Source organism: Streptomyces sp. NPDC026575, from assembly GCF_055567415.1.
Genome location: NZ_JBVHQM010000013.1, coordinates 106,729 through 124,696, shown reverse-complemented (window position 1 = coordinate 124,696; position 17,968 = coordinate 106,729). Strand labels below are relative to the sequence as shown.

The 17,968-nt window shown below is 71.3% G+C and carries 21 protein-coding genes and 1 pseudogene; 10 read left to right on the top strand and 12 right to left on the bottom strand.

Features of this window, described 5'->3' with window-relative positions:
* Positions 1–13 precede the first annotated feature (13 nt).
* On the top strand, positions 14–322 hold the full coding sequence (locus tag ACZ4NB_RS19860) for a hypothetical protein (RefSeq protein WP_467663175.1): 309 nt from the start codon (positions 14–16) through the stop codon (positions 320–322).
* Positions 323–445: 123 nt separating this feature from the next.
* Here the strand turns inward: ACZ4NB_RS19860 and ACZ4NB_RS19855 are convergent, their stop codons facing one another.
* Positions 446–817, bottom strand: coding sequence for a YbaK/EbsC family protein (locus tag ACZ4NB_RS19855; protein WP_467663173.1), 372 nt, complete (start codon positions 815–817; stop codon positions 446–448).
* Positions 787–1,725: a DMT family transporter gene (locus tag ACZ4NB_RS19850; RefSeq protein ID WP_467663171.1), complete on the bottom strand. Its 939-nt coding sequence runs from the start codon at positions 1,723–1,725 to the stop codon at positions 787–789. Before ACZ4NB_RS19850 ends, ACZ4NB_RS19855 begins: the two co-directional genes overlap by 31 nt.
* Positions 1,726–1,805: 80 nt before the next feature.
* Between ACZ4NB_RS19850 and ACZ4NB_RS19845 the strand changes: the two genes are divergently transcribed.
* Complete coding sequence (locus ACZ4NB_RS19845; protein ID WP_467663169.1) at positions 1,806–2,726, top strand: LysR family transcriptional regulator; 921 nt, start codon at positions 1,806–1,808, stop codon at positions 2,724–2,726.
* Between the two features lie 248 nt (positions 2,727–2,974).
* Here ACZ4NB_RS19845 and ACZ4NB_RS19840 read toward each other — a convergent pair whose 3' ends face one another.
* The gene (locus ACZ4NB_RS19840) at positions 2,975–3,718 is read right to left on the bottom strand and encodes an MmyB family transcriptional regulator (RefSeq protein WP_467663167.1); all 744 of its coding nucleotides are present in this window, start codon (positions 3,716–3,718) and stop codon (positions 2,975–2,977) included.
* Complete coding sequence (locus ACZ4NB_RS19835; protein ID WP_467663165.1) at positions 3,630–4,040, bottom strand: MmyB family transcriptional regulator; 411 nt, start codon at positions 4,038–4,040, stop codon at positions 3,630–3,632. Before ACZ4NB_RS19835 ends, ACZ4NB_RS19840 begins: the two co-directional genes overlap by 89 nt.
* Here ACZ4NB_RS19835 and ACZ4NB_RS19830 point away from each other — a divergent pair.
* Positions 3,958–4,791, top strand: coding sequence for an oxidoreductase (locus tag ACZ4NB_RS19830; RefSeq protein WP_467663163.1), 834 nt, complete (start codon positions 3,958–3,960; stop codon positions 4,789–4,791). The genes ACZ4NB_RS19835 and ACZ4NB_RS19830 overlap by 83 nt on opposite strands.
* A gap of 88 nt (positions 4,792–4,879) precedes the next feature.
* Here the strand turns inward: ACZ4NB_RS19830 and ACZ4NB_RS19825 are convergent, their stop codons facing one another.
* Complete coding sequence (locus ACZ4NB_RS19825) at positions 4,880–5,836, bottom strand: LysR family transcriptional regulator (protein ID WP_467663161.1); 957 nt, start codon at positions 5,834–5,836, stop codon at positions 4,880–4,882.
* A 150-nt stretch (positions 5,837–5,986) separates the two neighbouring features.
* Between ACZ4NB_RS19825 and ACZ4NB_RS19820 the strand changes: the two genes are divergently transcribed.
* The 3 genes from ACZ4NB_RS19820 to ACZ4NB_RS19810 all read left to right on the top strand — a co-directional run bounded on the left by ACZ4NB_RS19820 (position 5,987) and on the right by ACZ4NB_RS19810 (position 8,057).
* Positions 5,987–6,904, top strand: coding sequence for a zinc-binding dehydrogenase (locus ACZ4NB_RS19820; RefSeq protein ID WP_467663160.1), 918 nt, complete (start codon positions 5,987–5,989; stop codon positions 6,902–6,904).
* 92 nt (positions 6,905–6,996) lie between these two features.
* Entirely contained in the window at positions 6,997–7,434 is a 438-nt protein-coding gene (locus tag ACZ4NB_RS19815) for a nuclear transport factor 2 family protein (protein WP_467663159.1), read from the top strand.
* A gap of 131 nt (positions 7,435–7,565) precedes the next feature.
* Positions 7,566–8,057 carry a hypothetical protein gene (locus ACZ4NB_RS19810; protein ID WP_467663158.1) on the top strand — a complete coding sequence of 164 codons (492 nt, stop codon included), beginning with the start codon at positions 7,566–7,568 and terminating at the stop codon, positions 8,055–8,057.
* Between the two features lie 387 nt (positions 8,058–8,444).
* Here the strand turns inward: ACZ4NB_RS19810 and ACZ4NB_RS19805 are convergent, their stop codons facing one another.
* Positions 8,445–9,485, bottom strand: a complete 1,041-nt coding sequence (locus ACZ4NB_RS19805; RefSeq protein WP_467663156.1) for a hypothetical protein — start codon at positions 9,483–9,485, stop codon at positions 8,445–8,447.
* A 201-nt stretch (positions 9,486–9,686) separates the two neighbouring features.
* On the opposite strand from ACZ4NB_RS19805, the gene ACZ4NB_RS19800 reads away from it, so the two are divergent.
* Together ACZ4NB_RS19800 and ACZ4NB_RS19795 are read left to right on the top strand one after the other, a co-directional pair.
* Positions 9,687–10,769, top strand: coding sequence for a hypothetical protein (locus ACZ4NB_RS19800; RefSeq protein ID WP_467663155.1), 1,083 nt, complete (start codon positions 9,687–9,689; stop codon positions 10,767–10,769).
* Between the two features lie 5 nt (positions 10,770–10,774).
* Positions 10,775–11,104, top strand: a complete 330-nt coding sequence (locus ACZ4NB_RS19795) for a PucR family transcriptional regulator (protein WP_467663153.1) — start codon at positions 10,775–10,777, stop codon at positions 11,102–11,104.
* A gap of 18 nt (positions 11,105–11,122) precedes the next feature.
* On the opposite strand, the gene ACZ4NB_RS19790 is transcribed toward ACZ4NB_RS19795, so the two are convergent.
* Positions 11,123–11,521, bottom strand: coding sequence for a TOBE domain-containing protein (locus tag ACZ4NB_RS19790; protein WP_467663151.1), 399 nt, complete (start codon positions 11,519–11,521; stop codon positions 11,123–11,125).
* Positions 11,522–11,664: 143 nt separating this feature from the next.
* Entirely contained in the window at positions 11,665–12,441 is a 777-nt protein-coding gene (locus tag ACZ4NB_RS19785; protein ID WP_467663150.1) for a class I SAM-dependent methyltransferase, read from the bottom strand.
* 254 nt (positions 12,442–12,695) lie between these two features.
* Between ACZ4NB_RS19785 and ACZ4NB_RS19780 the strand changes: the two genes are divergently transcribed.
* Positions 12,696–13,103 (top strand): TOBE domain-containing protein, encoded by a 408-nt coding sequence (locus ACZ4NB_RS19780; protein ID WP_467663148.1) that lies wholly within the window; start codon positions 12,696–12,698, stop codon positions 13,101–13,103.
* A gap of 25 nt (positions 13,104–13,128) precedes the next feature.
* On the opposite strand, the gene ACZ4NB_RS19775 is transcribed toward ACZ4NB_RS19780, so the two are convergent.
* Positions 13,129–13,842: a TetR/AcrR family transcriptional regulator gene (locus ACZ4NB_RS19775; protein WP_467663146.1), complete on the bottom strand. Its 714-nt coding sequence runs from the start codon at positions 13,840–13,842 to the stop codon at positions 13,129–13,131.
* 123 nt (positions 13,843–13,965) lie between these two features.
* On the opposite strand from ACZ4NB_RS19775, the gene ACZ4NB_RS19770 reads away from it, so the two are divergent.
* Entirely contained in the window at positions 13,966–14,667 is a 702-nt protein-coding gene (locus tag ACZ4NB_RS19770; protein WP_467663144.1) for an NAD(P)-dependent oxidoreductase, read from the top strand.
* Positions 14,668–14,810: 143 nt separating this feature from the next.
* Here the strand turns inward: ACZ4NB_RS19770 and ACZ4NB_RS19765 are convergent.
* From ACZ4NB_RS19765 to ACZ4NB_RS19755, 3 genes and pseudogenes are all read right to left on the bottom strand, one after another.
* Positions 14,811–15,002 (bottom strand): annotated as a pseudogene (locus tag ACZ4NB_RS19765) (IS481 family transposase); the annotation flags it as partial.
* Between the two features lie 34 nt (positions 15,003–15,036).
* The gene (locus ACZ4NB_RS19760; protein ID WP_467663143.1) at positions 15,037–15,576 is read right to left on the bottom strand and encodes a putative immunity protein; all 540 of its coding nucleotides are present in this window, start codon (positions 15,574–15,576) and stop codon (positions 15,037–15,039) included.
* Between the two features lie 55 nt (positions 15,577–15,631).
* Positions 15,632–17,806, bottom strand: a complete 2,175-nt coding sequence (locus ACZ4NB_RS19755) for an AfsR/SARP family transcriptional regulator (RefSeq protein ID WP_467663142.1) — start codon at positions 17,804–17,806, stop codon at positions 15,632–15,634.
* Positions 17,807–17,968: the final 162 nt, after the last annotated feature.

Below are 17,968 nucleotides of genomic sequence, written 5' to 3'. Positions count from 1 at the left end.
CACAGGGGACGGTATGGCCAAGCTGTATCTGGAGAAGCTCAAGTGCGTCACGACTGAGGGCTGGAGCGGCTCCGATGAGCCGAGGCTCGTTGTCCAGGATCGCGGCACTGTGTGGAATGGGACGGTGCTGGGAGATCGGATGTACACCGTCAAGTACGACTGCGACTTCACGGGGACGATCGCTGTATCACTCGGCGAGGCCGGCGCCTCGGGCGGGGATGGCAAGCTCGGGGAGCAGTGGATTACGGATACGCCTGGTGAGCGCAGTCTGCGCTTCAGGGCGGATGGTGCTGAGTACAGGCTGCTGTACGCGGTGGAGTAGGCAGCTCGACCGGTAGCAGGTGAAACGCCCGCCGACCCCGGACGGAGCCCTGGGCCGTCCGGCACCGCCGCAGTGCCGTCGCCGACACCGCGGCGCTCGAAGGGCAGTGTCTGGACACCCGGGTCAGATGGCGTTGTGCTCATACCGGTGTGGGGGTTCTTGCGCGTCAGGGGCCTGCGGGCCGGCGATCCGTTCGATGCGTGGTCGGGCGAGTTGGGCGTAGTCGGAGCCGGAGATGGCCGCTGAGCGGTCGAGGCGGGCGGCGTCCAGGTCGACGCGTCGGTCTCCGGGGACGACCGCGAGCACGTGGCGCGTGGTCCGCCGGTCGATCTTGGCCCTGAGAATGAGGCATTTCGCCGCATGGGAGGCGGGATGCCCGCGCAGGGCGCTGACCGAGTCCGTGGTGCCTTCCGGTTCGTGATCGATGAGCCGGTAAGGGGTCCTGGCGGTGTCGGGCAGGTCGATCAGGCGCTGGTAGGTGTTGTGGTCGGGCACGCTGCGTCCTCTTTCGCGGGTTTCAGTGTGGTGGTGCGGTGGGTGCGTTCGACGGCCTGGCCCCAGTAGGTCCCGGTGATCATGAGCATGGCGCCGAGTGCGGCCCACGGAGTGAGCCGTTCGCTGCCGAGGCTGATCCCGACCGTGACGGCCCAGACCGGTTCGGTGCCCAGCAGAAGGCTGGCCCGGCTGGCGGAAGTGCGTTGCACGGCCCAGGTCTGGGCGAGGAAGGCGAACACGCTGCAGAACAGGGCGAGATAGATCAACTGGGCCCAGGTGGCGGCACTGCCGTGGGCGAGATCGGGCATGTGGGTGAGGGCGGGCGGCAGGAACAGCGCCGAGCCGACGACGGTTTGGACGGTCGTCAGATGCAGCGGGTCCATGGGGCGGTCGGTGGTGAGCCGACCGACGAGCGCGACGTGCCCCGCCCGGACCACTGCGGCGGCGAGCACCAGAACGTCCCCGAGCCGTGGCGCGTGCAGTCCGGTGCTGGAGGTGAGCAGTCCGACAGCCAGCACGCAGAGGCCGGCGGCGAGGAAGAACGTCGGAGGCAGTCTGCGGCGGCCCCCGGTACGGTCCAGCAGCGGCGTCAGCACAATGGTCAGGCTGATGATCAGCCCCGCGTTCGAGGCGCTGGTGTGCGCCACTCCGTAGGTCTCCAGCACCAGAACGGCCGCCTGCGTGAGTCCCAGCAGCGACCCGACGCGGATCTCTGCGCGGGTCCAGCCGCGCGCCCGGCGACGAGCGGCGACCAGGGCGCCGCATGCGAGCGCGGAGATCGCGTATCGGGCGAAGAGCACCGCCATGACCGGGAGTGCGACGGTGGCCGTCTTGGCCGCGAGGTAACTGGAACCCCAGACGAGCGCGACGAGGAGGAGCACCACATCGGTGCGGCGGGCAACAGGCATGTCCCCACGCTGCACCACTTGGATCTTGAAGGCCATAACCAAGTTCTTCAACAACGCTGTAGCAGCCCTACACTGTCAGGATGGACGAACGGCAGCTGCGGATCCTGCGCGAACTGGGAGAGTTGGGCAGTGTCAGCGCCGTCGCCGAGGCACTGCATGTGACGCCTTCAGCGATTTCGCAGCAGCTGCGGCTGCTGCAGCGTTCGTTTTCCGTTCCGCTCACCGAACGCGCCGGCCGCCGGGTGGTGCTGACCGACGCCGGGCAGGCCCTGGCCGGCGCTGCCATCGAGGTGGAGACCGCGCTGGCCCGGGCACGGCACACCATCACCGACTTCGCGGGACGACCGGACGGGGACGTATCGGTGGCGGCGTTCCACAGTGCGGCCTCCGCGTTCTTCCCGCTCCTGCTGCAGAGCCTCGCCGGCCCGGACAGCCCCCGGCTGGCTCTCGCCGACGAGGACGTTGCCCAGGACCGCTTCCCGGCCCTCACCCGTGACTACGATCTGGTGCTCGCCCACCGCCTCGACCACGCTCTGCCGTGGCCCCGGACGGTGACCGCCACCACTCTGCTGCGCGAGCCTCTCGACGTCGCTCTGCCGGTCGGCCACCCGCTGGCCTCCCAACCGCTGCTCTCGCCGCGGGATGTGGCGGAGGAGCCCTGGATCACCGTCCACGACGGCTTCCCGTTGATGGCCACCATCGAGGCGATCGCCAGCGTCGCCAACCGCCGACTGGATATCGTCCACCGCATCAACGAGTTCGCGGTGGTCGCCGAGGCCGTGGCAGCCGGCGGCGGCGTCGCGCTGATGCCTCGCTGGACCACCCGTGCCCACTCCGACGTCGTCCTCAGGCCGCTGAGCGGAGTGCACGCCCGCCGCCACATCGACGTGCTCCACCGGCCCGAGCGCATCGCACGAAAGGCCACCCGAACGGTCGTTGCCGCATTGCATCGGGCCGCGGCGGCGATCCAGGGCCGAGACACCTGCGCGCCCTCCGCGTGACGTTCCACGACAGCCCAGGGTGGGCCGGCCCGGCTCGGATCTGCCGGGAAGTCGCCCTTCAACAGCTGAGCAGGAAAGGTCAGTTGGGCCCTGGCGCGGCGACGCTGCCGTGTCGGGTGGCGACGGCCGTGCGCACCGGCCGCCCAATGATGCCCACATGCGTGTTCTGATGCAGGTCACGGACGGAGCCACAGCCGGAACGACACCGAAGCCTCCTAGCCACTGGCCCGTCGGACACTCCCTGATAGTCAGTTGGTGTCCGGGTGCTCTTCCCTCAGCGGGAGCCGGTACCGGAGCCAGCGGTGGGCGATGTGGGCGCCTGCGGCGGTGAGCGCCTCGGCGACGGGTGTACCGCTGTGCTCCTGTACGTCAATACGTGTGGCCTCGGGGTAGTCGTGTCGCAGCCGGCCGATGAGTGCGCTCAGCAGCGCGGTCAGCTGCCCGGCGCTGATCCCGTGGCGGTGGAGGACCGTGTCCACGGTGGCCGCCTCACCCGCGATCACTGCGGTGACCTGGGCGGCGATCCCGCCTTCCGGGGTCAGGAGGTCGAGCGTCAGGTGGGGCAGCGGGGGTCGGTCGACCAGCAGCCTCGCGGCGTTCTCGGGGCGGAACGGCTGCCCGGTGGCTTCGGTGTAGAAGTCGGCGTAGGCCGACAGCCGGGCGTCGGTGACGGTGCCCGTGCGAGGCTCGGGCTGCCGAATCCACGCGGCCAGTAGCCGAAGCGCCTCTTCGGAGCTGGAGCCTGCCTCGGCGGTGTAGACACTCAGCCGCTGATTCGGGTCGGCGGGCAGGGTGAGGGACTCGTAATTGAGGGTGAGCGGGCCGACGATCGGGTGGTGGAAGTGTTTGCTGCCATGCGTGTGCCGATGTACGTTCTGGTCGGCCCACCAGCGGCGGAAGTCCTCATCCGTGATCGAGAGTTCGCCGACGAGTTCGGCCAGCAGTGGATCGTGGGGATGGCGTCCGGGCGTAGAGCCGGAGCGAGGCGACAATGTCCTGGGCGTGGGTGTCCCAGTGGGCATACAGCGAGCGGGCGGTCTCGTCGCAGAACATGAACCGCACCAGGTTCCGCTCGCGGTGCGGCAGCGCGTCGAAGTCGGTGAGCAGCACACGTGCCATCTGGTTGGACGCAAGTACGTCCAGTCGCCGCCCCAGCACAAGGGCGGGGGTGTGTTCGAGGATCCGGAGCAGATCGCGCAGCCCCGGGCGGACCGGCTGCGGACGCGTCGCCGTGCGGCGGGGCCTGCCTGCGGCGGGCTTGGCGAGCTGGGTCGCGCGCGCGGCGTTGGCCGCGGGCCACCGGGTGGTGGGCACGGTGCGCACGCCCGCCGACGCACGGGCCTTTGAGGCGCTCGCCGGCGACGCGCACGCCCGCATCCTGGACGTGACCGACCATGGCGCGGTGGACACGGTCGTGGACGAGACCGAGCGCGACCTGGGCCCGGTCGACTTACTCGTCGCCAACGCCGGGTTCGGCCATGACGGCCTCTTCGAGGAGTCGTCGATGGACGACCTTCGCCGTCAGTTCGAGGTGAACGTCTACGGAACCGTGGCGGTGATCAAGGCCGTGCTGCCGCACATGCGGGAGCGCCGTTCGGGCCACATCATCGCCGTCACCTCGATGGGCGGGCTGATCACCATGCCGGGCCTCAGCTTCTACCACGGCAGCAAGTTCGCCGTGGAGGGCATCCTCGAAACGCTCGGCAAGGAGGTCGCCGACTTCGGCATCCATGTCACCGCCGTCGAGCCGGGCAGTTTCCGGACCGACTGGGCCGGCCGCTCGATGATCCGCGCACCCCGTGCGATCGCCGACTACGACGAGCTGTTCGAGCCGCTGCGCGCCCGGCGCATCCACGGCAGCGGGACCCAGCCGGGCGACCCGGACAAGGCCGCCGCCGCGGTGCTGCGCATCGTGGCGGCCGACCGGCCGCCGAGGCGTCTGCTGCTCGGCAACGACGCGCTTCGGCTCGTCCGGGCCGGACGCGACGCCTTCGAGCGCGACATGCTGGCGTGGGCCGAACTGTCGGCCTCCACCGACTTCGACGACGTCAGCCGGTCCGCCTGACGTCACCCGCTGTCGGGCCCCAGCGCGGGGCCTCGACGGTGGCCGTCATCACGAAGCCGGCCCGTTCTTGGTCCACCACAGCCGGACCTCAGAGGGCGCGGCCCGCGAGCTTCGCGTGGTCGGTGTCCGGGAGCCAGTCGCGCTGGGGGTCGTAGTCCAGCCAGCGCAGGGAGCGGCCGGTTTCGCTGAAGCCGCGCAGCAGGGTGTCGAGTTGCGGGTGGCGGGCGGACTCGCGCCAGGCCAGCGACCAGGCGTACAGCGGGGTCGGCTCGACGAGCGGGATCGCGCGCAGGCCCGCGTGGTCGGGGAGCGGGGCGTCGGCGGGGAAGAGGGTGAAGCACCCGGCGTCGCCGCGCAGGTGTTGAACGAGGTGGTCCAGGCCCAGGTTGGGGCCGTCCTGCCGCAGGTTGAGGGCGAAGTGGTCGGCGAACCGGCGGAGGAAGTCCAGGCGGGTCAGTTCGGCCGGGCACCACAGGGGCCACTCGCGTAGGTCGGCCGGGCGCAGCGCGTCCGCGCCGGCCAGCGGATGGGACGGGCCGACCAACGCGTCGACCGGTTCGAGCCGCACCAGCCGCTGGGTCAGGCCCGCGTCGCGGCCGCCGGGCAGCTGGTGCACCCGGCCGAGGCCCAGGTCGGTGTCGCCGCGCAGCAGCGCCTGCGCGACCGAGGGCCAGTCGCGTCCCGGGCCGGGTTCGAGCCGTATCGGCCCGAGCGCCTGCACGGCCTGGGCGACGGTGCGCATCGGGGCGTAGAGGTGCCCCCAGGTGTCGATCCGTACGGCCGAACCGGCACCGCATACTGCCGCGATCGCGCGCTCGCCCGCCGTCAACGCCTCGTGTGCGGCCGGCAGAAACCGTTCACCCGCCTCGGTCAGCCGGATGCCGCCCTCGCGCTCGAAGAGCCGGACGGCCAGCAGCTTCTCCAGCCGCGCGATGCGCTTGGACAGTGCCTGCTGACTGGTGTTCAGTTCCCCGGCTGCCCGCCCGAAGTGCAGCATTCCGGCGGTCGTGGTGAACGCGCGGACGAGTGCGAGGTCGAGATCCATGCCGCTGACCTTATGCGACAACCGTGCGTTGTCGGCCGGGCGGCTGCGTTGTTGGCCGGTCCGCCCCGCCGCCCGGTCAGATGGTCCTCGACGCCACACCGGGCGCCACACCGGGGACGGCCCCGGAGAGCACCGAGGAAGAGGACCACGATGAAAGCCCTGATACCGACCGGCGATCCCGCCGCACCAGTCGTACTCGCCGACGTCCCCGAGCCGGCCCCGCGCCCCCACGAGGCGCTGGTGAAGGTCGAGGCGTTCTCGGTCAACCGGGGCGAGACGTTCAAGCTGGAAAAGCCGGTGCCCGGCGAGCGGCCCGGCAAGGACATCGCGGGGCTGGTGGTGCAGCCGGCCGCCGACGGAAGCGGACCGTCCGGGATCACCCGGGTCGTGGGCCATCCCATGGCGGGCGGCTGGGCGGAGTACGTGGCGGTGCCGACGGACGCCCTCGCGGTGCTGCCGGACGGCGTCTCCGTGCTCCAGGGCGCGGCGTTGCCGCTGGCGGGGCTCACCGCGTTGCGGCTGCTGCGGGTCGCCGGGCCCGTGCTGGGCCGGCGTGTCCTGCTGACCGGCGCGTCCGGAGGCGTGGGCCACTACGTGACCGAACTCGCGGCCGCGGCGGGGGCGCGGATCACCGCCGTGACCCGGGACGCCGAACGCGGCGCCCGGCTGGCCGAGCTCGGCGCCGAAGTCGTCCACGACGTCGCCGACGCCCGTGGCCCCTACGACGTCGTGCTGGAGTCGACCGGCGGCCGTGCCCTTCCGCTCGCTCTGGCGCGGCTCGCCGGGCGCGGCACGCTCGTCTGGTTCGGCCAGGCCAGCCGTACGCCCGCCACGCTCGACTTCTTCGACTTCTTCAACGGCCCCGAGTCGGCCGTCATCCGCCACTTCCACTACCTCGACGCGGACTCCCGCCTCGACGACGATCTGGCGGCGCTGGTCCGGCTGACCGAGCAGGGCCGCCTGCACCCGGAGATCGGCCGCGTCACGGACTGGGCCGACACCGCGACCACCCTCACCGACCTGCGCGACCGCCGCATCCGCGGCAAAGCTGTCCTCACCCTCTCCTGAACCCCGAACCCCGAACCCCGAACTCCAACCCCCGAACGGTGATCGCCGTTCCCCGACCACACACTCCGCACCGCAGCCCAAGGAGCACGACCATGAACCTCACCACCGACCCTCGCAGCGTCGTCATCCGCTACGTCGAGGCCGTGCGCGACGGCGACGCCGATGTCATCCACGACAGCTTCGCCAAGGACGCGACCTGGCATTACCCGGGCAGCCTGCCGGTCTCCAAGGTGTGGCACGGCCGCGACGCGATCATCAACGACTTCCTCGGCGGCATGGGGCCGGCCTTCGTCCCCGGCAGCCTGGAAATAGCTCTGGTCGGCACCATCGCCGAGAACGACCGCGTGGTAGCGGAATGGACCTCCAGGGCCACAACCGTGCACGGCAGCCGCTACGACAACCGCTGCCTCGGCATCTTCACCGTCCGCGACGGCAAGATCACCTCGGTCGTCGAATACGCCGACACCCATCATGTCGCCGCCACCCTCTTCCCGGACCACGAGACGGCCCGGCCAGCCGACGACGCTTGAGCCGCGACGAAAGCGGGGCGGGACCCTCCCACCTTCCTACCGATCGTCGACATCAAGAAGGGCAGGGAGGTGCCGAGGCCGAGCTGATATCGGAGTGCGAAGCCGCCCGGGCGCGTGGCACAGTCGCTGCCGTGACCTTGATGGACGTCCTCGTCGACTTCGCCCGCATCGGCCGGATCGGGCCTCTGCACTGCGGAATGCTCCTGACCGAGGCCGAGGACCTCCTCGGTCCGGGGCGTCCGCACCCCGCCATCCGCATGAAGGGGCCCGACATCGACGGCTATCCGTACTCCTGGGACGGACTGGAGTTGGACGTCACCCAGCGGGCGGTCAGCGGCATCCGGATCCGTCTCCGGCCCGGCTCGACCGCGAAGCTCCCAGCCCTCATCCTGCCCGAATCAGAGTCGTTCGAGGCCACCGTGCTCCGCGAGGAACTGGTCACGGCCCTGGACACCGCAGGCTGTGAGCACCACGTCAACGCCACCCTCACGTTCGGCAGCCAGTCCAGCATCGTTACTCGGCCGGCTGACGTCTGCGCGGTTTTCAGCCTCCCCGGCCGGGACAACCACGTGCCGCACCGAGACCGCCACTACCTCGGCGTGATGCACAGGCACACGGCTTGACCTCGCTGATTCCACGAATGATCCGGTTGACATGGCCTTCGACGACTGCGGAGTCCCAGGGCAGGCGAGTCCGGCCATGACGGCGTCGCGGTCCCGGCCGATGCCTGCGGCAGAACTCCTCATCCGCCTTCCGGACCCTCGGCCGGGCGGCGCCGCCACCAGCGATCGGAACGCCGCTGCCGATGAGCCGCGAACGGATCGGGCAGTGTGCGCTCGACGTACGTGCCGTCCAGCGCATGCACTCGGGCTTTGAGCTCGGCTCGTGGCCGGGGAGGCAACTGCCGCAAGACTTCATGGAGCACGTCGCGGGCGTGCCGCACATCGTCGAAGGAGCAGCCACGGCACGAACACCCCGCCGCTCGCCGAAGGCGCTCGCCCTTACCGCGTTCACCGCGCGACCCCAGGCTCGGGCCGGTGTCGAGCGTCGCGCTCGGCCTGGCGCTCCGCGAAGAAGTGGGCCCCGGCGGCCACCGCCACCATCCCGGCGATCATCTGGAGGGAGTGGGTCAGGCTCATCAGCGGCGCGGGCAGCCTGGGGTCACCGGGGGCAAGGTTCAGCGTGTTCAGTGTCAGCCAGCCGCCCCAGCAGGCCAGCGCGCCGGCGCCGACCCACACGGCGGCCAGTGGGCCCAGCACGGGGAGCCGGCGCCCGCGGCCGTACGCGAGAAGCAGGACGCCGGCGACGGTGAGGACGGCGAACAGGACGTACGTGGCGTCGTTCACGCGGCTGTTGAAGTCCTGGGCCGCGGCCCGCGCCGGGGTCATTCCCAAGGTTCCGCCGACCGCCCACACCAGATGCATGACGCCCGCGAACAGCGCCGGCATGCTCACCACGCTCGCGATCAGCCGCCGCGCGGCCCCGGTCGGGGAGGGCGGCAGGGCCCCGGTACGGCCGCGCCACATATGTCCCCAGCGCTCCCTGGCGTACCGCATGAAGAGGGTGCCCAGTGTCAGGGCCTGCAGGATGAAGCCGCTGTAGACGACGGTCCACACCCAGGGTTCGAGGAGCGCGTCGGAGCCGTCGTCGGCCACCGTGATGTGGTCGTGCAGCGCGGCGGCCAGCGTCTGGACCGGGAACGCCACGACGACCGGCGCCAGCAGCCCCGACGCGCACCACATCGGCACCGCCAGCAGCCAGGCCGGGACCTGCCGTCCCCAGGGCCGGGTGAGCAGGAACGACAGCAGGATCACTACGCCGTCCATCAGCAGCGTGAGCACGTTGATGGCCATCAGGAAGGTGCCGTCCTTGCGCAGTGCGCTGCCCTCGGGGATGCCGATGCGGCTGCCCGCGATCCAGGCGATCTTGAGTGAGAGGTACGGAACGCAGGCGACGTGAGTGAGCGTCCGGAGCGTGACGCCCACGCCCCGTCGCGGGGCGGGAGTCGGGGCGGCTGCGCGGTGACGGGTCCGGCCGGTCTGAACAGTCATGGTGACGAGCCTTCCGGCACCGCCTGCCACGTGCCTCAGCCACGACGACGATCCACCTCCGCCGCACGGGGGAGGCAAACCCACGGGGCCGGCCGGGAAGTGCCTGTCCATAGGGGCAGGTACCCAATTGCCCCGATGGTTCCCAAGCGCAGAGCTGCAACCTTTGCGAGTCGATCGACCACCGACCGCCTCCGGGATCCGTTGACAGCGAAGCGTCGCGCACCGGTCCCGGACGGCCGGTTCACCAGACGGAAAGCCGACGCCGGGCTGCGCAGCGCGGACACCGCCGTGCTGCTGGCCGGGGAGGAGACGCACGGCTCGGTCCCCGACGACGTGATCGAGGCGTGCGTACGGCATGGCATCCCGGTGGCGGCGGTCCCGGCCCACGTCATGTTCCGGGCCGTCACCGACAAGGTCTACCTCCAGCAGTGGGGGGAGCTGAGCCGCCACCATGCGCTGCCCGAGAACGCACGTGTCCGACTGAGCCGACTCGTCACCCAGGACGCCGGGCTGGACGAGATCGTCGCGGCCGCCTTCGCACACCTGGGACCGGCGGCCGTCGCGTACGTCATCACCTCCACCGGCCGCACGGTCGCGGCCACGGAGGGGGCACCTGTCCTCCCCGCCCCCGAGGCGGCCGCCCTGCTGTCGGACGCCACCGGCACGACGCTTCCGGTCGCTGCGGACGCCACCACACCGTACGGGCGCTGGCACCTCCACCTGCCCGACCCGGACGCCGCACCGCCCCGCATGCTGCACGAGGTCGCCGCGATCCTCGGCCGCTGCCAGGAAGCGCAGGCCAGGCACCGGGGCGCCGCCCACCAGGCGTCGGACGAACTCGGCGCACTGCTCGCCAGAGCCGACGCGGAGAGCACGGCCGTGGCGGCCGCGCTGCGGGCCTGCGGACTTCCGGCCGCCGAGGGACCGTACCGTGTGGTCACCGCCGAGACCGGGGCACGACGTGGGGGATGGGCGGAGGGTGCCCTGGCGGAGGCAGTGGCCCACGTGAGGCCGGGGCCCGCGGCCGTGGGGCGCCTCCCGGACGGCACCGCCTTCGCGGTCGTCGCCGGGGACGTCACCGTGAGCGAGGTCTGGCCCCTCGTCGCCGCGTGTGAGCCGTCCATGCCGCTGCACGGCGGAACCGGATCACCGGCCGAGGGGCCGCAGCAACTGGCCGAGGCGCTGGCGGAGGCCCGTTTCGCCCTGGACTCGGCGCGGAGCACCGCTCCCGACGCCTCGCTCCTCGCCGACGCCGCGACCTCGCCAGCCTCGACGCCCTGCTGACCGGAGTGCCGGCCGAGGTCCGCACCGCCTACAGCCGCACCCTTCTCGGCTCCCTGCTCGACACCGGGAACGCCTCCGCCGCCCCGCTGCTGCAGACCCTCAGGACCTTCCTCGCCTGCGACGGATCCTGGGCCCGCACCGCGGAGGCGCTGCACCTGCACGTCAACACCGTCCCCTACCGCATCCAGCGCATCGAACACTTCACCGGACGCGACCTGTCCCGCCTCGCCAACCGCCTCGACCTGTGGACCGCCCTGCTGTGCTGCACGGACCAGGGGGTGCAGGACGCTTCGAGTGATCGACTTCTACGCGCATCGACCACACGTACGCGGTGAACCCGGGCCCCGTTCCGCTCAGGAGCGATCGATGTGCACGTTCGTCGACTTCACGCGGGCGGTGGCCTCCACGCCGACCTCCAGCCCCAACTCCTCGACGGCCTCACGTGTCAGCAACGACACCAGTCGATGCGGCCCGGCCTGGATCTCCACCTGTGCCGAGACATCGCCGAGCTTCACGGCGGTGACGATGCCGGGGAAGGCATTGCGGACGGACGTGTGCGAGGCGTCCTCCTCGCTGCCGCTCCTGGCCAGTTCCACGGAGAAGGCGGCCAGGTCCTCCCCGTTGACGAGTCGGCGCCCGCGCCCGCCCTCATCCCGATGAGTGGCCACCCGGCCCGCGTCTGCCCACCGTCGCGCGGTATCCGGACTCACCCCGAGCAGACGCGCCGCCTGGCCGATCGTGTAGGTCTGCATGGGCATCAAGATAGGCGCCCTGTCTTTGCTCCTGCAAGGAAATCCGCCTGGAAGCATGGCATGTGCCACCCGGTCTTGTGCGAGGCCGGTCGCCCGCCGCCACAGCCCGATGGACTCTCGCCTTGGGCCGGGCTCGGTGGCTCTCACGGGGTCGCTCGTACGATGACGAGTGACCCTTCGTACGTCGGCTGACTGCGCAGGTGGCCGAACCGCTCGTCCCAGGCCCCGGAGGCCAGGTCGCTCCGCAAGGTTTCGTCGAAGTGCTCGCGGGCGCGGTCGTCGACGAAGCTCCACGCCGAACACGGCTGGCGGGCAGCGGGGTCCAGCAGCATTTCGGGGCGGCCGTAGTAGGACTCGTTGAAACCGTCCGTGCAGTCCAGGGGGATGGGCACGGTCGTCACGGTGCCCGTCCCACCGACCGCCGCGGTCAACTCCTCGATGGAGGGATAGCGGCGGGCCTCGGTGTCGAGGACCTCGGGCGCGTACGCGTACAGCCAGAAGTCCCGCACGAGAGCGGGATCGCAGGTCAGGATGACGACCGGCCCACGGGTCACGCGGCGCATCTCGCGCAGTCCGGCAGTCGCGTCGGACCACTGGTGGACGCTGAACAAGGTCATCGCCCCGTCGAACTCCCCGTCCGCGAACGGCAGATCCTCGGCCGCGGCGTCGATGGCCCGGGCGAGCCGCGCCGGCCGCTGGGCGCGCATCGGCTCCGAAGGCTCGACCGTCGTGACCGTGCGGGCCGCGCTCTCGTACGATCCGGTGCCGCCGCCGACGTTGAGCACCGTCCGGGCGCCGTCCAGGGCATCGGCGATGAACCGGGCGATCCGGGCGTCCGGCCGGCGGTGGGCGGAGTATCCGGAGCCGATGACGTCGTAGTCGACGTCGCCGGCACTGCCGCCCTGGGCACGCGTGGTCATGGTGACTTACCTCGCCTCGTGAGCAGGAGAAGGGGAACCCTTCTCGGGCGCGAACTGCGGAAGCGGTTGGCCTCCCTCGCACCGGTGGTTGCGGCACATCGTGCATCTGCGAGGGCTTCGTGGGCAACAGCTTGTGAAATGCTTGGCTGATTGCCCAATGGGGAGCGCATATGCGTGACTGATCTTGGAGATAGCGACAGTGGATTCGCACCCGCTGGGAGCGGTCCTCAGGGGCGCACCCGGCACCCGATGCCATGGCCACATCCGTGCGGAACTCGTTCGTGGGCATCGTGACCGCGGTGTCGATGGACGACGTGGTCGCGCAGGTGGAGATCCAGTCCGGGCCGCACCGGCTGGTCCCGCTCGTGACCCGGGAGGCCGTGGAGGATCTCAATGGAGACCTCCGATGTAGATGCGGGCCTGCAGGGCCGTCATATTCCGCATGCGCACATCGCAGTGCAGGCAGATCGGATCCGCCTCCCCCCTTCTCCGAGATGTCCACCCACGCGGACTGCAGCAGCGGCCTCATCTCCGGGGGCGGGATCAACCAGGCCAAAGGTGCCTGCGAGGTCGCAGAGCGCGCCACCCTGTTCCACAACCGACCGATGCGGGCAGGCGCTCTTCGGCAGCAGGCCGGAGCGGGCTGTGGATCACGTGGTTGACGGCCACATGACCGGCCGGACGGCTTCAGTCTCTTTCGAAGCCCAAAGACCGGATCAATTGGCCCAGTTCGGCGCGGAAGAGCTTGTCGGGGGAGAGCGTCTGGGCGCGCAGGTGGCCGTAGACCTCCAGCGCGACCAGGCCGTGCAGGTGCCCCCAGATCCGCAGGGCGAGGGCCACGCCGGCCGGAGGCAGGTCGGGGAAGGCCGGGCGGATTTTGCCGAGCAGGCCGGGATCGAAGTCGTCCCAGGTGAAGCCGTCCTCCCCGGGCGGTGATTCGGTCTTCTCCCAAGCCGCGTCCGCGAGGGCGGCGATGCCGACGCACACGCGCCGGGCGGCGTCCGGCGCGGCGCCGCCCTCGGGGGCGCGGTAGCCGGGGACGGGATCGCCGTAGATGAGCCGGAAGCCCTCCGGGTTGGCCAGCGCCCAGTTGCGGAAGGCGTGTGCCCATGCCGGGATGCGGGCCGCCGGGCTGTCCTGCGAGGAGGCGGTCCATGCGGCGTCCACGGCGTCCGCGAGCGCGGTGTAGACGTCCGCGATGAGCGCGGTGACCAGGTCGTCGCGGGTGGCGAAGTAGCCGTAGATGGCGTTGGGGGTCATGCCCATCTCGCGGGCGATCGCCCGCAGAGTGATCGCGTCGGGGCCGCCTGAAGCCATCAACTCCAGTGCGGTGCTCTTGATTTCGGCGATCGTCTCGGCCCTCAGCCGCTCACGTCGTCCAGTGCTCCGGGTGCCTGCCATCCGCCCACTCTACAGCGTCACGCTAGTGAGCTCTGTGCGAAAACTTCACGGTGTATAGTTTCTGCATGGCGTGAGGGATTTGCTGGCCTGCGCCGTCCATCCGGCATGAACAAGGGGAGAACCATGCATATCGGCGTCATCGGAGCCACCGGCACCATCGGCAGCCGGGTCGTCACCGAGGCACTCCGGCGCGGGCACCGTGTCGCGGCGTTCAGCCGCGACGTCTCCGCGATCGACGACCCGCGCGAGAACCTCAGCTGGGCGAGCGTCGACGTCCTCGATGCCGCGAGCATCGCCGCCGTCCTACCCGGCCTGGACGTCCTCATCAGCGGATTCCAGCCGGGAAACGCGGCCAAGGACATCACCGACACCATCCGGCGCTCCGTCGCGGACCCGACCGTCTACGCGCGGGCCGCCCGAGAACTGCTCAAGGCCCTGGACAGTCACCCCCGCACCCGCCTCATCGTCATCGGCGGCGCCGGCAGCCTGGAGATCGAACCGGGCGTCGCCCGCGCCGACCACGACGAACTCCTCCATGAGGCGCTCGATGCGATCGGGCTCCCCCGCGAGTACGCCGCCGCAGTACGCGGCCACCGCGACGCGTTGAACGTCCTGCGCACCTCGAACCGGCTGTGGACCTACTTCAGCCCCGCCGAGCAGATCGCCCCCGGCGAGCGCACCGGCCGCTTCCGCATCGGCGGCGACCAGCCCGTCCTCGACGCCGACGGCCTCAGCCGGATCTCGGTCGAGGACGCCGCCGTCGCACTCGTCGACGAAGCCGAGCTGCCCCGGTTCGTCCAACGCCGATTCACCATCGGTTACTGAGCCACCGGTGCTGATCCAGGAGGCTGCCGTCGCGCACGGCGGCCTCCTGGAGGCACCGTTGCCGCCTCGCCCCATCGCACCCGCGCTCCGAGCTTGGCAATCAGGGGGCTTTCGTGCGACGGATGCTGGGCGGCGTGGTCGCAGCGGACCAGCTTCACGTCGCACGGCGTGAACCAGGCCGTGGCGCGGGTCAGGAAGCCCGCGCAGGTGTCTGCCTTCTCGTCGGGGAAGTCTTCGATGGAGGCAAGCCGGGAGTGGTCGTCCAGGGCGGTGTGCAGGTAGGCGAGGCCGGCGCCGGTGCGGTCATTGCGGCCGGCGGCGCGGCCGAGGGCTTGGATGAGTATCGGTGGCGTCCCGAAAGGGGATTCCTCAGCGCGATGCGCGCAGGGAAGCGTCCAAGGTGCTCATGAGGTGGGCAACGCGGCCCTTGCCTGTTGGCGCGAGCGGATACCGGTGAAGAACATCGATCAGGACCGGCGTGGCGCGTCGCCTGGCCTGCTCGATGAGCTTGTCTCCGACGTCGGGATCGTCGCCTGCACACAACTCGGCCACCCGCGCTGCACATGCAGCCCCGCGCAGGATGTGACCTACCTGGGTAGCCTTCGCGATGGGGTGCAGGTATGCGGCAGCTGCGGCGTCTCCGGCGGCGCGCGCAGCAAGTCGTGCGGTTTCGGTGGCCGCTTCCTTCGCGGCGCGGTGTGCGTCCAACGCGGCCATGCGCTGCAGCGTGGTCCTTCTCGCGCCGTTCACGAACTCCCAGGCGGCATCAACTGCCGCGCGAGGCCGCGGATCACCAGGAACAGCCTCCTCGAACACCGGAAGGACGTCCTGAACGCTCTCCACCACGTAGCGCGCCACGACGCGCAGCTCGTCCATGGTCAGCTCGAAGTCACCGGCTCCGGTCGTCATGGCCCGATCATCCCATCGACGCGGTGGTCGACGGCGATGGGAGGTGGACGTCTGCTCAGCCGATTCTCCCCACGCGCTCCCTAACGCCGCCTGGACTCCCCGGATCGTATGTCCCGAACTGCCGTGGATCGCCACCCGGGCCCCGCCCGGCCACCGTGCCGCGCAGGGCGGACGGGAAGGCGGCCGGAGTCACCTCGATCTCGTCCATCGCCGTGGCGTACAGGAGGTAGCGGCGGCGTGCTTCGCCGTGGCGGCCCGTCGCGGTCAGCAGGGAGACCAGACCGAGATGGGCGTCCTCGTCGTAGGGGTCGCGCTCCAGGAGCCGCAGGCGGTAGTGCGCCTCGGAGTGGTGGTCGTCGCTCTCGGCGGCGGCCGCGGCGAGTTGGGCGAGGAGTTCCAGATAGACGGCCTGCGCCTCCTCGCGCAGGCCCGCCGCCCACGGGGCGTACGGCTCGCCCTCCAGGACGTCCCCCCGGTACAGCTCCTCGGCGGCGGCCAGGGAGGCGAAGGCGCCGCTTCCGGTGCGCTGCGCGCCGCCGATCGCATGGCGGGCGGCGGCCAGGAACTCCTGTACGTCGACGCGGAGCCGGGCCAGACCGACGACATGCTTGTCCGCGGTGATGAAGTGGTCCTGCGGCATCCGGCGTCCGGGGTCGAGCACGAGCCGTACCGTCGACAGGGCGACCGACAGACGGTTGGCGCAGCGGGCCGGGTCCTCGTCCGGCCACAGGGCGTCGATCAGGACCTCGCGGGACGTGGGCAGGCCGCGCCGGGCGACCAGCACCTTCAGCAGATCGCGGGCCTTCTTCGACTGCCACTCGTCGGCACCCACCGGTACGCCGTCCCGGATCACCCGGAAGCCGCCCAGGACGCGGACGCTCACACACGGTTCCGGGTCCGCCATGACCCGGTTGAGCAGACCGGCGGCCTCGGCCGCCGCGGGCGACACGCCGAACTGCCTCAGCCGGAGCGTCGCTTCGCGCAGCGCCTGAACCGGGCCCCGCGTCGGCGCGGGACGCAGCCGCGCCCGGGCCACGGCCACCCGCGCCACCGCCAACGGTCGCTGCGCCGTGGCCCACAGCGCCTCCGCGTCGTCGAGGAGCCGCTGCTGCGCCTGCCCGCCGGCCAGGCACATCGCCTCCAGTTCGAGGATCTCCGCGCACGCCGTCCGCGAGATCTGCGCGGCCGGTTCCCCCGCCGCCTGCCGGGCCGCCTCGGCCGCAGTCTCGGGGCGGTTGTCCGCGAGAGCGATCCAGCCGCCGGCGAGCAGGGCACGGATCCGCTGCGGGCCCACGCACCCGTCGGCCGCCCGGCGCGCCAGCACGGTCGCGGTACCGGGCGCGTCGGTACATCGTGTCAGCGCCAGACCAGTCAGCGCCGAGGCCAGCAGCTGGGCATCGCCCGAGTGTTCGGTGCGCACCACCGCCTCCTGGTAGGCCGCCCGTGCCGGGCCCAGATCACCGCGCTCCCGGTGCGCGTCCCCCAGGCCGACCAGCGCCGCGGCGCCCAGTTGGCCGCTCTCCATGGACTGGCTGAGCCGCTGGTAGCCGTCGAGCGCGCCGGTGAAGTCCGTGATGGCACGGTCCAGTTCGCCCAGGGCCAGGTGCGCGGCGCCACGCCGACAGCGGGCCAGCAGGACCAGCGGCACATCGACGCCGTCATGGCCCCCGCCGAGGGCCCGCAGCGCGGTGCCGAGCGTGTCGCAGACGTCCTGGCAAGCGCCGTACTCAAGACGTTCCGCCGCCAGGCTCGTATGGACGAACAGATGGAGCGTCGCGTCCCCCGAGGAACGCGCCGCCTCCCCGGCCCGGTCCGCGTGGTGCTCGGCGAGACGGCCGTGGCCCTCCAGCGCGGCGATCGTCGCGGCGGTGGTGTGGGTGACGGCCTGGGCGCGGGGATCGCAGCAGTGCCGCAGGGCCCGTAGGGCGAGCTGTCCGAGCGCGCGGGCCGGGCGCAGCCTGCCCCGTGCGCAGTGGGCGGCGGCGGCCCAGGCAAGGGACATGATCTCGTCCGGGGTCCCGGCCCCGGCGAGGGCGGTCCTGCGGTGGATGTCCAGGGCGCGGGCCGGCTCACCCAGCAACTGGTAGGTCATTCCCAGTCGCTGTCCGAGCGCCGGTTCCATCGGACCGGTCCAGGAAGCGGCCCGGCGCAGCAGATCGGGCGCGGCGGTCCAGTCCTCCCCGGTACCGCCCGCCGCGCGGCCGGACTCCTCGGTCGGTGTGATCGTCATCGTGCTCCCCCCAGCTCCGGGGCGGGACCCCGGACATGACGAGTGTGGTCGGGCGCTCGGGCGCGCGGAATCCGGGCGGCCTCGCTTCGGTATGGAGGTTTGCCGCCATGGGGGAGTGGAGGCAGGCTTTCTGTACACCGTGCGGCGGGACCGGGAAACTCG

Excerpts from the sequence above, each read along its gene's own strand:
- ACZ4NB_RS19775 (WP_467663146.1), bottom strand. The coding sequence starts at position 13,842 with ATGGCAGGCACCCGGAGCACTGGACGACGTGAGCGGCTGAGGGCCGAG.
- ACZ4NB_RS19805 (WP_467663156.1), bottom strand. The coding sequence starts at position 9,485 with ATGACTGTTCAGACCGGCCGGACCCGTCACCGCGCAGCCGCCCCGACT.
- ACZ4NB_RS19850 (WP_467663171.1), bottom strand. The coding sequence starts at position 1,725 with ATGCCTGTTGCCCGCCGCACCGATGTGGTGCTCCTCCTCGTCGCGCTC.
- ACZ4NB_RS19790 (WP_467663151.1), bottom strand. The coding sequence starts at position 11,521 with ATGCAGACCTACACGATCGGCCAGGCGGCGCGTCTGCTCGGGGTGAGT.
- ACZ4NB_RS19820 (WP_467663160.1), top strand. The coding sequence starts at position 5,987 with ATGAAAGCCCTGATACCGACCGGCGATCCCGCCGCACCAGTCGTACTC.
- ACZ4NB_RS19785 (WP_467663150.1), bottom strand. The coding sequence starts at position 12,441 with ATGACCACGCGTGCCCAGGGCGGCAGTGCCGGCGACGTCGACTACGAC.
- ACZ4NB_RS19860 (WP_467663175.1), top strand. The coding sequence starts at position 14 with ATGGCCAAGCTGTATCTGGAGAAGCTCAAGTGCGTCACGACTGAGGGC.
- ACZ4NB_RS19825 (WP_467663161.1), bottom strand. The coding sequence starts at position 5,836 with ATGGATCTCGACCTCGCACTCGTCCGCGCGTTCACCACGACCGCCGGA.
- ACZ4NB_RS19760 (WP_467663143.1), bottom strand. The coding sequence starts at position 15,576 with ATGACGACCGGAGCCGGTGACTTCGAGCTGACCATGGACGAGCTGCGC.
- ACZ4NB_RS19770 (WP_467663144.1), top strand. The coding sequence starts at position 13,966 with ATGCATATCGGCGTCATCGGAGCCACCGGCACCATCGGCAGCCGGGTC.
- ACZ4NB_RS19755 (WP_467663142.1), bottom strand. The coding sequence starts at position 17,806 with ATGACGATCACACCGACCGAGGAGTCCGGCCGCGCGGCGGGCGGTACC.
- ACZ4NB_RS19815 (WP_467663159.1), top strand. The coding sequence starts at position 6,997 with ATGAACCTCACCACCGACCCTCGCAGCGTCGTCATCCGCTACGTCGAG.
- ACZ4NB_RS19780 (WP_467663148.1), top strand. The coding sequence starts at position 12,696 with ATGGCCACATCCGTGCGGAACTCGTTCGTGGGCATCGTGACCGCGGTG.
- ACZ4NB_RS19845 (WP_467663169.1), top strand. The coding sequence starts at position 1,806 with ATGGACGAACGGCAGCTGCGGATCCTGCGCGAACTGGGAGAGTTGGGC.